This is a genomic window from Halomonas flagellata, from assembly GCF_022487945.1.
GTDB lineage: Bacteria > Pseudomonadota > Gammaproteobacteria > Pseudomonadales > Halomonadaceae > Halomonas > Halomonas flagellata.
The window spans coordinates 1-13,793 of the sequence record NZ_JAKVPY010000044.1; the positions used below are offsets into that span (position 1 = coordinate 1).

Genomic DNA, 13,793 nt, shown 5'->3' on the forward strand with positions numbered 1-13,793 from the left:
TGGAGCCAAGGGCCATCAAACGGCGGCCCAGGCCCCACCGGTTATTGAAAATGCATCGCCACCAAGCTCGTGAGGAAATCCAACTATACGGACATCCGAAAAAGCTTAAGTAAGTGCCATTCGGGTCAGACCCCGGCGGTATCGAATCCGCTCGCCCAGTGCACCATGAAAGGCCCGCAACTCGGCCGGGGTCTGACCCCATAGGGCCTCCCCGCGCTGGCAATCCACCACCGCCCAAAGGCTACCGCCGCGGGGAGCGCAACATCACTCGTCCGCGGCGAACTCCAGCAACACATCGCCCTGGCCCACGGTATCGCCGGCCTGGAAGTGGAAGCTTGCCACATGGCCGTTGGCGGGGGCGGCCATGGTGTGCTCCATCTTCATGGCTTCCATGACCATCAGTGGCATGCCCTTCTCGACGCTGGCCCCGGGCTCCACCAGCAGTGCCACCACGGTGCCGTGCATGGGTGCGGTGAGGGTCGATTCGGCCTCGTGGTGGCCGTGGTCGATGGCATCGATACGGCGCCAGAACAGCCGGGTCTCGCCGCGCGGGTCGACCATCACCACCACATGGCCGTCGCGACGCGCCTGCAGGCGGCGGCGGTGGCCGTCGAGCGTGACCGCCACGGCGTCGCCGGCCAGCGGCTCCAGGCTGGCGGTGAGGGTCTCGCCGCCGATGGTCAGCTGCCAGGTGGTCTCGGTGCCGTGCTCGCGCCTTCCCTCGACCACCACCACCCCCTCAGCGTCGGGGGACTGGGCGTGGGCCTGGTTTTGGGTAGTGGGACACAGGGCGATGCGGATGGTGTGCGGGGCGTTGAGGCGAAAGCCGTCGTGGCGGTCCCAGGGGGAGTCGCTCTCGCACTCGCGGGCCAGCTGGTTGAGGCCTACCAGGGCGGCGCCGGCGTACTCCTCGATGCTGTACTGGCGCGGGGCGAACAGGGTGGCCTCGTTGCGCTCGATAAAGCGCGTATCCAGTTCGGCGTTCTTGAAGCCGGGATGCGTGGCCAGCCGCTGCAGGAAGGTGCGGTTGGTGACCACTCCCTGCACGTCCAGGGCCGCCAGCGCGCGGGTCAGGGTGGCCAGCGCCTGGTCGCGGTCGTCCCCAAAGACGATCAGCTTGGCCAGCATCGGGTCGTAGTGCATCGAGACCGCGTCGCCGGTCGCCACGCCGCTGTCGAGGCGCACGCGCTCCGGGTCCAGGCCGGCGCCCTCCAGGTCCATGGCGAAGCGGGTCAGGGTGCCGGTGGCGGGCAGGAAGTCCTGCTCGGGGTCCTCGGCATAGAGCCGCGCCTCGAAGCTATGGCCGGTGATGGTCAGCTCGTCCTGGGAGCTGGGTAGGGCCTCGCCCATGGCCACGCGCAGCTGCCACTCGACCAGGTCCTGGCCGGTGATCATCTCGGTGACCGGGTGCTCCACCTGCAGGCGGGTGTTCATCTCCATGAAGTAGAAGGAGCCATCGGCATCCAGGAGAAATTCCACCGTACCGGCGCCCACATAGCCGATCTCCTGGGCGGCACGTACCGCGGCCTCGCCCATCTCGCGGCGCAGCTCGGCGGTCATGCCCGGGGCGGGGGCCTCCTCGAGCACCTTCTGGTGGCGGCGCTGCACGCTGCAGTCGCGTTCGAACAGGTAGACGCCGTTACCGTGGGAATCGCAGAACACCTGGACCTCGACGTGACGCGGCTGGGTCAGGTACTTCTCGATCAGCATGCGAGCATCGCCGAAGGCGGCCTGGGACTCGCGGCGGCAGCCGTCCAGGGCGGCCTGGAAGCCGTCACCGGATTCCACCACCCGCATGCCCTTGCCGCCGCCGCCGGCACTGGCCTTGAGCAGCACCGGGTAGCCGATCTTGTCGGCCTCGGCGCGCAGCAGGGCATCGTCCTGGCCGTCGCCGTGGTAGCCGGGCACCAGCGGCACGCCGGCATGGTGCATGCGCGCCTTGGCGGCGGATTTGTCGCCCATGGCGGCGATGGCCGAGGCGGGTGGGCCGACGAAGGTGATGCCGGCGGCATCGAGTGCCTCGACGAAGGCGCCGTTCTCGGAGAGGAAGCCGTAGCCGGGGTGGATGGCGCCGGCGCCGGTGCGCCGGGCGGCTTCCACCACAGCCTCGACGTTGAGGTAGCTCTCGCGCGCCGCGGCTGGCCCCAGATGCACGGCTTCGTCGGCCTCGCGCACGTGGCGGGCGTTGGCATCGGCGTCGGAGTAAACGGCCACGGTGCGCAGGCCCATGGCGCGCGCCGTGCGCATCACCCGGCAGGCGATCTCGCCGCGGTTGGCGACCAGCAGGGTGTCGAACTTGGTCATGAGTTGGGCTCCGAGGCAGGCTTGTCGGGGGCGTTCTTATCAGAGGCCCAGGCGGGGCGGCGCTTCTCGAAGAAGCTGGCCAGGCCCTCCTGGCCCTCGGCGCTGACGCGCAGCTCAGAGATCACCCAGCAGGTGCGCTCGCGGGTGGCATCGGCGTCGGGCTCACGGGCCACTTCGGCGAGCAGCGCCTTGGTGGCGCGCTGGGCCTGGGGCGAGCCGGCCAGCAGCGTCTCGATCATGGTCTCGACCTCGTCGTCCAGGTCGCCGTGGCCGACCACCTGGTGGACCAGGCCCAGCCCGAGGCCGGTCGTGGCGTCGAGCACTTCGGCGGAGAGGGCGAAGCGACGCATCTGGCGCGGCCCGAGGGCGCGCTGCACATAGGGGCTGATCACCGCGGGTGACAGGCCGATCTTCACCTCCGAGAGGCAGAATCTGGCCTTCTCGGAGGCGATGACGATGTCGCAGCAGGCGGCCAGGCCCACGGCGCCACCGAAGGCGGCCCCCTGCACCCGGCACAGGGTCGGGCAGGGCAGGGTGTCCAGGCCGTGCATCAGCTTGGATAACTTGCGCGAGTCGGCCAGGTTGCCGTCGAAGTCGTACTCGACCATGCGCTTCATCCAGCCGAGATCCGCCCCGGCCGAGAAGCTCTTGCCTTCGGAACCCAGCACCACCAGGCGCACCTCGCCGCGGCCGGCGGCCTCGTGGAGCCGCTCGAGGTGGGCGTTGAGCTCGGCGATCAGGCTATCGTCGAAGGCGTTGTGGACCTCGGGGCGGTTCAGCGTCAGCCAGGCGACGCCGCGGGGGTCGATCTCCAGGCTTGAGTAAGTCTCTGTCGTCATATCGGTATCCTGCTGGCTTCGAGCTTCGAGCTTCGAGCTTCGAGCTTCGAGCGGTCGTGGCGCGTAGCCCGGTGCTCGTGACTGGCGCGAAGCGCCTACATACGGAAGACGCCAAATTTCGTTTCCGCGATCTCGGCGTTCATGGCCGCGGCCAGCGACAGGCCCAGGACATCGCGGGTCTGCATCGGGTCGATGACGCCGTCATCCCACAGCCTGGCGCTGGCGTAGTGGGGGTGGCCCTGGTGCTCGTACTGCTCGCGGGTCGGCGCCTTGAAGGCTTCCTCGTCCTCCTTCGACCACTCGCGGCCCTCGCGCTCGAACTGCTCGCGCTTGACCTGGGCCAAGACGCCGGCGGCCTGTTCGCCGCCCATCACCGAGATGCGGGCGTTGGGCCACATGAACAGCAGGTTGGGGTCATAGGCGCGGCCGCACATGCCGTAGTTGCCGGCGCCGAAGCTGCCGCCGATCAGCACGGTGAACTTGGGCACCCTGGCGCAGGCCACGGCGGTGACCAGCTTGGCGCCGTGCTTGGCGATGCCCTCGTGCTCGTACTTCGAGCCGACCATGAAGCCGGTGATGTTCTGCAGGAACACCAGCGGGATCTTGCGCTGGGCACACAGCTCAATGAAGTGCGCGCCCTTCACGGCGGACTCGGAGAACAGCACGCCGTTGTTGGCGACGATGCCCACCGGATAGCCATGGAGATGCGCGAAGCCGGTGACCAGGGTGTCGCCGTAGTAGCGCTTGAACTCGTCGAAGTCGGAGTCGTCGACGATGCGCCCGATCACCTCGCGCACGTCATAGGGCTTCTTGAGGTCGGTGCCGACGATGCCGTAGAGCTCGGCCGGATCCAGGCGCGGTGGCTTAGACTCCTGCATCTTGAGCTGGCCGCGCTGCTGCCAGTTGAGCCGCGACACGCAGCCGCGCGCCAGCTGCAGGGCGTGGGCGTCGTTCTCGGCGTAGTGGTCGGCCACGCCGCTGACCCTGGCGTGGACGTCGGCGCCGCCCAGGTCCTCGGCGCTGATGCTCTCGCCGGTGGCGGCCTTCACCAGCGGCGGGCCGCCGAGGAAGATGGTGCCCTGCTGCTTGACGATGATCGACTCGTCGGCCATGGCCGGCACATAGGCGCCGCCGGCGGTGCAGGAGCCCATGACCACGGCGATCTGCGGGATGCCCTCGGCGGAGAGGGTGGCCTGGTTATAGAAGATGCGCCCGAAGTGGTCGCGGTCGGGGAAGACCTCGTCCTGGCTCGGCAGGTGGGCACCGCCGGAGTCGACCAGATAGAGGCACGGCAGGCGGTGCTTGCGGGCGATCTCCTGGGCGCGCAGGTGTTTCTTCACGGTGAGCGGGAAGTAGGTACCGCCCTTGACGGTGGCGTCGTTGGCGACGATCACGCACTCCACCCCGGAGACGCGGCCAATGCCGGTGACGATGCTGGCGGCGGGCACCGGGTCGTCGTAGACCTCATGGGCGGCCAGCGCCGAGAACTCGAGGAAGGGCGAGCCCTCGTCGAGCAGGTGGTCGATGCGGTCGCGCACGAACAGCTTGCCGCGGGACTCGTGGCGGGCGCGGGCCTTCTCGCCGCCGCCCTGGCTGATCGCGGCGGTCAGCTCGCGCAGCTTCATGACCTCGTGGCGCATCGACGCCTCGTTGGTCTGGAAGCCCTCGCTGCGCGGATTGATCTGGGTTTGCAGGATTGCCATGTACCCCTCCGGGGAGCTTTAAGCTGTAAGCCTGAAGCTGTAAGAAAACCCCGTGAAGCAGTTGCTTACAGCTTATAGCTTATAGCTTACGGCTTGGGTTAAACGGATTCGTTGAAGATCTCGCGGCCGATCAGCATCCGCCTGATCTCGCTGGTGCCGGCGCCGATCTCGTAGAGCTTGGCGTCGCGCAGCAGGCGACCGGTCGGGTACTCGTTGATGTAGCCGTTGCCGCCGAGCAGCTGGATGGCGTCGAGCGCCACCTGGGTGGCCTTCTCGGCGCAGTAGAGGATCACGCCGGCGGCGTCCTTCCTGGACGTCTGGCCACGGTCGCAGCCGGCGGCCACGGCATAGAGGTAGGCGCGGCAGGCGTTCAGGGTGGTGTACATGTCGGCGATCTTGCCCTGCACCAGCTGGAACTCGCCGATGGGCTGGTCGAACTGCTTGCGCTCGTGGACGTAGGGCACCACCACGTCCATGGCCGCCTGCATGATGCCGATGGGGCCGGCGGCGAGCACGGTGCGCTCGTAGTCCAGGCCGCTCATCAGCACCTTGGCGCCCTTGTTGACCTCACCGAGAACGTTCTCGACTGGCACCTCGCAGTCCTGGAACACCAGCTCGCAAGTGTTGGAGCCGCGCATGCCGAGCTTGTCGAGCTTCTGGGCGGTGGAGAAGCCCTTGAAGTCCTTCTCGATGATGAAGGCGGTGATGCCCTTGGAGCCGGCCTCGGGGTCGGTCTTGGCGTAGACCACCAGGACGTCGGCGTCGGGGCCGTTGGTGATCCACATCTTGTTGCCGTTGAGCACGTAGTGGTCGCCCTCGCGACGCGCGCGCAGCTTCATGGAGACCACGTCGGAGCCGGCGCCCGGCTCGGACATGGCCAGCGCGCCGACATGTTCGCCACTGATCAGCTTGGGCAGGTACCGGGCCTTCTGGGAGGCCGAAGCGTTGATCTTGAGCTGGTTGACGCACAGGTTGGAGTGGGCGCCATAGGAGAGGCCCACCGAGGCGCTTGCCCGCGAGATCTCCTCCATGGCGATGCAGTGCGCCAGGTAGCCCATGCCGCTGCCGCCGTCCTCGTCCGGCACGGTGATGCCGAGCAGGCCCATGTCGCCGAACTTCTGCCACAGGTCGTTGGGGAACTCGTTCTTCTCGTCGATCTCGGCGGCACGCGGGGCGATCTCGTCGCGGGCGAAGGCATTGACCTGGTCGCGCAGCATGTCCAGGGTCTCGTCGAGGCCGAAGTCGAGGGGCTTGTAGGGCGTGAGCATGGCGGAACTCCGTGATGTCGAGTCAGCGGTCGTTGTCAGGTAGAGCGGCTGCCGTCGCGCAAGCACGCAGGCCCCCGCTCGCAACTCTGCAAGGCGATGCTCAAAGACTAGGTCAGGTTGACGTTAACGTAAAGTGCAGGTTGTGGTGGCTAAGACGAATGTCGAAGAGGGTGTGATCAGTGAGGGGGGAGTGGAGTAAGGGGTGAGGCAGGCCACCGTGCGGTGGCCTGCCTCGGCGTTCAGCCGGTGAGCACGGCGATCAACTGGTGATAAAGCGGAATGCCCAAGATGACGTTCAGCGGGAAGGTCAGGCCCAGGGCGGCGAGCATCGCCAGGCCGATATTGGCCTCGGGAACAGCGGTGCGCATGGCGGCGGGCGCGGCGATATAGGAGGCGCTGGCGGCGAGCGCCGTGAGGATCAGCAGCGACCCGCTGGGCAGGCCCAGCGCCAGGCCCACGCCAAGGCCAACCAGGGCCAGCAGCGGCGGGGCAATCAAGGCGAAGGTCAGCAGCCGCCAGTGGCGCCAGGGCAGGGGGCGCAGGGTCTCGGCGGCGGTCAGGCCCATCTCCAGCAGGAAGATGGCCAGCACCGCATGGAAGGCGCCGGTGAGCAGGTCGGTGACGTTGGCGCCCTGGGCCGGGCCGTACATGGCGCCGATCACCACACCGCCGGCCAGCAGGATGACGCCGCGGTTGGTCAGGGTCTCGTGCCACAGGCCCTGCATGGCGGCCGCGGCCTCGGCGCCCCGGTAGCGGCGGTAGAGGGCGATGGCCACCATGATCGCCGGCAATTCCATCATCACCAGGTAGAGGGTCACCTCGGCACCGATGGGCAGGCCGCGGCCCTCGGCGAAGGCGAGGGCCACGGCGAAGGTGCCGGCGCTCACCGAGCCGTAGTGGGCGGCCAGGCTGGCGCTGTCGGCGGCGGAGAGGCGCACCAGGCGACGCAGCACCGGCATCAGCGCCAGCGGAATCAGCGCGCCCAGCGCTGCTACCGCGGCCAGCTCCGGCACCAGCGACCAGTCGAGGTTGCCGTAGAGCGCCATGCCGCCCTTGAGGCCGATGGTCAGCATCAGCAGCAGGCTCAGGGTATCGTAGGCGGCGCGGGGGATGGTCAGGTCGGACTTCACCAGCCCGGCCAGCAGGCCGAGCAGGAAGAACATCACCACGATATCGGGCATCAGCGGATCTCGCGCAGTGGGGGAAGGGAATCGCCGCGCATTATGTGAACTCGCTGCTATTGATACCAATTAAGTCTTTGGCAATGCATCATAGATAATCATCTATGAAAGACAGTGACCCATGAATATCCGTCACCTGACGTTTCGTCTACTGCAGGTCTATGTGGCGGTGGTGCGCGCAGGCTCCATCAGCGAGGCAGCCCGCCAGCTCCACCTGACCCAGCCCACCGTCTCCCAGCAGCTCAAGCGGCTGGGCGAAGCGGTGGGTGAACCGCTATTCGAGAGCCGCCAGGGCCGCCTGGTGTCGACCGAGGTGGGCAGCGAGCTCTATCGGGCCAGTCGCGAGGTGCTGGGGCGCTTCGACGATTTCGACGACTATCTCGTGGCCCTGCGTGGCGGTGAGCGGGGGCGCTTCTCCATTGCCCTGGTCAACACCGCCCAGTACGTGCTGCCCCGGCTGCTGGGGCCCTACAGCCGGGTGCATCCGGAAGTGGACGTGACGGTGCATATCGGCAATCGCCGGCAGATGCTCACCCGCTTCGAGCGCCAGGACGACGACCTCTACGTGTTCAGCCATCCGCCGTCGCTGGCTCATGCCCTGGCCGGGCGCTTCCTGCACAACCCGCTGGTGGCGGTCGCCCCGCGCGGCCATGCCCTGGAGGGCTCCGAGCAGGTGGCGATGGGCGAACTGCTCGAGGAGCGCTTCCTGCTGCGCGAGCCGGGGTCGGCCACCCGCATGCTGTTCGAGCGTTGGCTGCAGGAGCAGGGGCTCTCCCTGGGGCCGACCCTGCAAATGGCCAGCAACGAGGCGATCCGCGTGGGCGTGGCCTCGGGAATGGGGCTCGCCGTGCTCTCCGAGCACGTGCTGCCGCCGGAGCACCCCGACCTGGTGATCCTGCCGGTGGTCGGACTACCCATCGAGAGTCATTGGCAGTTCATTGTTCGCCGCGATCGGCGCCTGCCCCATGCCGCACTCGGCTTTTTGCGCTTCGCCGAGGCGCATCTTGCCGAGTGCGTGGAGCCGCGCTTGCTGTGCAACGAGCTGGGGAGACTGTTGTCTGGGCTGGAAAAGCAGCCCTGGCACCAGTCGTGATCTCTCGATACCCGACTCCCGACCCACACGGAGCACCAGAGCGGGGGAAGATGGCATGGTGAGGGTCTTCACTACTCGTCTACAGTAGCGATAAGTGAGGAAGGTTTGTCGGGCATCACATCTTCAGTCAGGGCCATACTAACTTGATGGATGAGGTACGGTTCAATGACGCCAGTCACACCCCGGTACTGACCATCGTCATGCCCTTTGCTATATGCTGTCGTATTTTGCATTATAAAACGTTATATTATAATATAGTTAAATATAATTTACATCGGATGCCTCGATGGTCGCAATCGGGCTGTAAGCTTTTACCGTCAGGGAAGACTACATAAGAATACAGCAATGCAGAACAGCAGGGATGCGGGGTTCCGATTGTCGAGATTTTGGTGTCAGCCGTCATCGAGGAGAGTGTCGTGTTCCGTTTGGAAGGGCGCGACAAGGTGGCATCTTGGGTCAGGCGTGCGCCTGGATGTGGCCGGGGGGCGGTAGCGTGCTGAGATGTTTTTCTCCCTGGACGAAACAGCCTTCACGATCATGCCAAGATAGCAGTCGGCCGGTACTCCTGTACCTAGTGAGCAAGGGGCCGGATTAGGTCGATGCTCAGTATATAAATGGTGAATGCCATGAATCATAATCCTTCGACAAGACCCAGGATTGTAGAGGCAGAAGCCTACCAACAAAACATCCTATCCGGTGTGTCTCGCACCTTTTCTCTCACCATACCCCAACTCCCGACGGCTCTTCGTTCGGTCGTGACTAATGCCTATCTGCTTTGTCGGATTGCAGACACCATAGAGGATGAGCCTGCGATTTCAGCCGCGCAGAAGGCCGTCTTGCATGAATGGTTCCTGGCGGTGCTGAAAGGCGAAGAAAAAGCACAGGACTTCGCTGAAGGAGTCACTCCACGGCTCTCCGATGCCACTCTGCCAGACGAACGAGAGTTGATGGCCAACACCTCGTTGATCGTGAGCTACACCCATAGTCTTGCGAAACCTCAACAGGAGGTGCTGGTCAAGTGTGTGAATATCATGTGCCGGGGCATGGGGCGCTACCAAGACAATGCCAGCTTGAAAGGCCTGAAAGATCTGAATGAGGTTGACTGCTATTGTTATCATGTCGCTGGTGTCGTTGGCGAAATGCTTACCGATCTTTTCTGCCAATATTCCAGTCAGGTGAACGAGAGAAGGACGGAGATGCTGGCTCTTGCTCCCTCGTTCGGCGAAGGTCTGCAACTCACCAATATTTTAAAGGACCTATGGGATGATAGGCAGCATGGTGTCTGCTGGCTTCCGTATGAAGAGTTTCGGGAGTTTGGTGTGGAGTTGACTGGCATGGCTCCGGGCCGAAGTGACAAGGCGTTCGCAGCAGCACTGCGCTACATGATCGGCATTGCACACGCCCATTTGCGCAATGCCTTTCTCTATACCCTCGCCATTCCGCCACAAGAGGTGGGTATCCGACGCTTCTGCCTATGGGCCATCGGCCTTGCCGTACTCACACTTTGGCGGATAGGCGCTCATCCGGCTTATAGCAGTGGCCGGCAGGTCAAGGTTTCTCGTCGCATTGTCAGAGCCACCATCATTGGTACCAGCCTGACGGCACGTCACGACTGGATGCTCAAACTGTTGTTCTCCGGTGTGACCACGGGGCTACCATTCACGCAACTCCCGAGACTGGATCCGCAACTTAGCGCCTGGGTGACCAAGTCGACGTTAGACGGTGGCTCTCGAGTTGCAAGTGGCAGCCAACTGCTGCGTGATGTCGATAAGTAGGCAGATTGTCTTGGGCATGGCCAACGTCGTTGCGGAGGAAATCCCAAATATGGATGACGTGGTACGCATGACCCCGGGATATTCACCAAGTAGGCCTGAAAAAGAAGATAGCGAGCGGTTTCTCTTGTAGAATCAAGATGTTCCTAGCCGAACACGATTCAAGAGAACCACTAGCCATGGGTGAAACACTAACGTCCTGGTCGCCCGCCTGCAACGGCTCCGTCAACGTCCAGCTGAGCGGTGACACCACCACCAGTGACGGCGGCGCCTTGCTGCTCCGTGAGGCCCTCGATCGCAGCGGTGTCATCGAGGCGCTGGACGCTTATCTGGTCGATCCGCGTGACCCGCTGCGGGTCCGCCATTCGCTGGCCAGCCAGCTGCGTGCCGTCGTCCTGCAGCGCGCCATGGGGTGGTACGACCTGAACGATACCGGCACGCTGCGTCAGGATCCGCTGTGGCAATTGGCCAGCAGCGATGCGCGCGGTCTGACGCCACTGGGCGAGGCGCGCCACTCTCAGGCAACGCTGTCCCGGCTGCTCAAGTGCTTGGGATCCGATGACAATATCGATGTTGTCCACGAAGGCCTCCTGCGCCTGGCCTTCTGGCGTTGGCGCTCCCTGACCCCGGTACATCGGCCACGTCAGGTGACCCTGGACATCGATGGTCTGCCCATCGAGGTGTTTGGCCATCAGGGCAGCTCGGCTTACAACGGGCATGCCTATGTGCGACGCTGCCCAGTGCTGAGATAGCACCACCCGTCGCTCAGTAACGCTGCGGAGGCCCAAAATCCCCACCGATGGCCGCCGTGATGAATGAGGCGGGCTAACGGGTAGTGGCGGCGGCGGTTCCATTGTCGCCCTGTGTCCGCAGTAACCCGAACGCGTCGTCAACTCTCTGAATGAAGCCGGCTACAAGGCCATGGAGGTGACCATTGGCTGAACAAGACAACACAGTGCGCGACGAAATTGTCTCCTTTGATAGCGAGGAGCTTATCCTCGTCGACAATGAGGATTGTGAGATTGGGTGTTTAAGCAAAGCCCAGTGTCATGAAGGCAATGGCGTCTTGCACCGTGCTTTCTCATTGTTCGTGTTCAATCGTGCTGGTGAGCTACTCCTGCAGCAGCGCGCTAGCGGTAAACGATTGTGGCCATTGTACTGGTCCAATAGTTGTTGCAGCCATCCGCGGCGGGGCGAGGACATGAATGAGGCGGTGCATCGTCGCCTATGGCAAGAGATCGGCATTGAAGCAACGCTCGATTATCTCTATAAATTTCAGTATCAAGAGCGGTTCGGGTCCCGTGGCAGCGAACACGAGCTCTGCTGGGTATACCTGGGATTCAGTGATGAGGAGCCGCGACCCAATCGGCGGGAAGTTGCCGACTGGTGCTGGGTGAGTCCGACACGACTCGACACCGAGTTGAGTGAAGGTGAGAAGCAATTTACACCCTGGTTCAAGATGGAGTGGAAGAGGATGAGAGGCGAGTTTGAAAGTGAGTTAAAGAGATATATCAACTGAATAAATAAGGTAATCCCCCGGCTTTGCCGGGGGATGCTTACTATGGATGGCGAGATGGCACCGGAAATGCCAGTAACTTATGATAAAAAGAACCAGAAAGAGAAAAAATCCCGGTGCAGGAGGTTAAGGACTGATAGTGATATTGACCGCTCGGATAGTCTCATCGCCTGGCTGATAGAAGCCGTATTACAGCGAAACCATACCTGACAACAGCCTTTCGTTTTCTCAACAGTAGAGTCGCGAGACGCCATGAACAACCGAAGACTGGGGGTACTGGTCGGCATGCGCTGGGAGGCGGATACGCTGGGACCGCTCAGGTGGACGGATGATCTGGTCTGGCTGGTCGGCACTTATGTGCCGCTGCTGCGCTATTACGGCCTCACGGTGGCCTGGGCCCTGACGCTGCTTGTGGCCGCGACACTCTACCTGGGGATGACCTGGCTTTCGGCCTGGCAGTACCTGCGGGGCACCTGTGCCCGATGGCGAGGGCGACCCTATACCGCTTAATCGAGGCGGAAGAGTGCTTCGTCCTCGATGGCTCCCACATGCCGGTCATGGAATACTTTGTGCGTGGTGGAGCCGTCGGCAAATGCCAGTTCAGTGGCATGTGGGACGGGATGCGACGGCTCGACGGCCGCTTCCCGACCTCCCAAGGGGGCCGTGCCAGCGACATCGTCAAGGCCTATCTGGGGCTGCTGTGTCTCGGCATGAGTGACTGCGATGCCATCGAGAACTTCCGCCGGGACAGGCCGTTTCAGCAACTGCTCAATCTGCAGAAGATCCCCAGCACCGCCACACTGCGTCAACGGCTGGAAAAGCTGGCCGCCAACGACCTCCAGGCCCGCACGGCGGAGTGGTCAACGACCCTGCTGTCGCTGGTGGAGGCGCCCATCACCGCGTACCTGGGCAACGAGGGCTGGTGCCTGGGCCTGGAGCTGCGTCCTGGTAAGCGGCACACCATGAAGGAGAGCAACGCCTTCCTCGACGCGTGCTGCCGCGTGCTTACCCTCTGACCCAGGCACCGCTGCTGGTGCGCGAAGATAGCGGCTTTGATAGCCAGGCTCACCTGGCTCTTCTGGAGCAGCAGCGTCAGGTCTTCGCCGATGACGGGCGCGTCCTGGACTATATCGTGAAGTGGAACCCCCGCCGCGCGGCCAAGGAAGACCTGCGCCCCGGCAAACGCCAAGCCCTGTGGACGCAGACGGTCTCCCTCCGCCACGGGAACGTCGAGCATGAAGCCAAGCGCGTCATGCGGCTGGTGGAACGCACCACCCAGCCGCATGGCCTGTTTCTGCTGGAACCCGATTATGAGCTGGAGGGCTGGTGGACCAGCCTGGACGACACTCCGCAGGCCGTGATCCAGCGCTACCAGGCGCATGCCACGCACGAACAGTTCCACAGCGAGATCAAGACGGATCTCGACCTGGAACGCCTGCCCTCGGGCAAGTTCGCCACCAATGACCTGATCCTGCACCTGGCTCAGTTGGCTTACAACATCCTGAGACTGATGGGGCAGCTCGGCATGACCGGCGAGCTCAGTCCGGTGCGTCATCCGGCGAAACGTCGCCGGCTGCGCACGGTGCTGCAAGAGCTCGTGCATCGCGCCGCCCTGGTGATTCGCAAGGCCCGGCAGATCATTCCCAATATCGGCCAGGGCGTCGGGCGCATGACGGTGCTGTCCATCCTACGTCGCCGATTGCGATATCTCCGCGCCTCGCCATGCTGATCGGTCGATACTGTCGGATCCTCAGGGAACTGACGCTGCCACAATGGCCGGCGGGCAGGGTGGTGCCTGGCTGCCGAAAGTGGAGGAGAAACGGGGCCATCAATAGGGGACAACGAGGCCGATAGCGTCCCTGTCAGTCATCACGGCACCGAGAAAGGGGATGCCGGTGATCAAAAATTGCTCAGCGGAAGAGCCAGGGAAGATCTCGGCTTCGGGCTCACGGATTCAGGTTATCTTGATCGAGGCCATACATTGAATGGACGTATATGGAGTCCTCCCCGTTTGCCAGCATGAAATTCGATGGTCGGTAGGTACGACTGCACACGTATATCCGGTCTCACTAATGATGCCCATGGCATCGGACCCTGATGGGCTATCCGCACGTCAG

General features: G+C 63.8%; 9 protein-coding genes and 2 pseudogenes. 6 read left to right on the plus strand and 5 right to left on the minus strand.

What is annotated here, in order from left to right; translation table 11 throughout:
* Window positions 1–264 precede the first annotated feature (264 nt).
* The 5 genes from MKP05_RS20430 to MKP05_RS20450 all read right to left on the minus strand — a co-directional run bounded on the left by MKP05_RS20430 (window position 265) and on the right by MKP05_RS20450 (window position 7,295).
* Window positions 265–2,304 carry an acetyl/propionyl/methylcrotonyl-CoA carboxylase subunit alpha gene (locus tag MKP05_RS20430; protein ID WP_240570007.1) on the minus strand — a complete coding sequence of 680 codons (2,040 nt, stop codon included), beginning with the start codon at window positions 2,302–2,304 and terminating at the stop codon, window positions 265–267.
* The gene (locus MKP05_RS20435) at window positions 2,301–3,143 is read right to left on the minus strand and encodes an enoyl-CoA hydratase-related protein (RefSeq protein WP_240570008.1); all 843 of its coding nucleotides are present in this window, start codon (window positions 3,141–3,143) and stop codon (window positions 2,301–2,303) included. Before MKP05_RS20435 ends, MKP05_RS20430 begins: the two co-directional genes overlap by 4 nt.
* Before the next feature lie 95 nt (window positions 3,144–3,238).
* Window positions 3,239–4,846, minus strand: coding sequence for a carboxyl transferase domain-containing protein (locus tag MKP05_RS20440; protein WP_110281671.1), 1,608 nt, complete (start codon window positions 4,844–4,846; stop codon window positions 3,239–3,241).
* 98 nt (window positions 4,847–4,944) lie between these two features.
* Window positions 4,945–6,114 carry an isovaleryl-CoA dehydrogenase gene (locus tag MKP05_RS20445; protein WP_240570009.1) on the minus strand — a complete coding sequence of 390 codons (1,170 nt, stop codon included), beginning with the start codon at window positions 6,112–6,114 and terminating at the stop codon, window positions 4,945–4,947.
* Between the two features lie 239 nt (window positions 6,115–6,353).
* Entirely contained in the window at window positions 6,354–7,295 is a 942-nt protein-coding gene (locus MKP05_RS20450; protein ID WP_240570010.1) for a sodium-dependent bicarbonate transport family permease, read from the minus strand.
* Window positions 7,296–7,416: 121 nt separating this feature from the next.
* On the opposite strand from MKP05_RS20450, the gene MKP05_RS20455 reads away from it, so the two are divergent.
* The 6 genes and pseudogenes from MKP05_RS20455 to MKP05_RS22170 all read left to right on the plus strand — a co-directional run.
* Window positions 7,417–8,388: a LysR family transcriptional regulator gene (locus MKP05_RS20455; protein WP_240570011.1), complete on the plus strand. Its 972-nt coding sequence runs from the start codon at window positions 7,417–7,419 to the stop codon at window positions 8,386–8,388.
* Between the two features lie 626 nt (window positions 8,389–9,014).
* The gene (locus tag MKP05_RS20460; RefSeq protein WP_240570012.1) at window positions 9,015–10,163 is read left to right on the plus strand and encodes a phytoene/squalene synthase family protein; all 1,149 of its coding nucleotides are present in this window, start codon (window positions 9,015–9,017) and stop codon (window positions 10,161–10,163) included.
* Window positions 10,164–10,300: 137 nt separating this feature from the next.
* Window positions 10,301–10,876: pseudogene (locus tag MKP05_RS20465) on the plus strand (transposase); the annotation flags it as partial.
* Window positions 10,877–11,094: 218 nt separating this feature from the next.
* Window positions 11,095–11,679, plus strand: coding sequence for an isopentenyl-diphosphate Delta-isomerase (idi, locus tag MKP05_RS20470; protein ID WP_219999863.1), 585 nt, complete (start codon window positions 11,095–11,097; stop codon window positions 11,677–11,679).
* Between the two features lie 249 nt (window positions 11,680–11,928).
* Complete coding sequence (locus MKP05_RS20475) at window positions 11,929–12,186, plus strand: hypothetical protein (RefSeq protein WP_110281666.1); 258 nt, start codon at window positions 11,929–11,931, stop codon at window positions 12,184–12,186.
* 107 nt (window positions 12,187–12,293) lie between these two features.
* Window positions 12,294–13,405 (plus strand): annotated as a pseudogene (locus MKP05_RS22170) (IS1380 family transposase); the annotation flags it as partial.
* Between the last annotated feature and the right edge of the window lie 388 nt (window positions 13,406–13,793).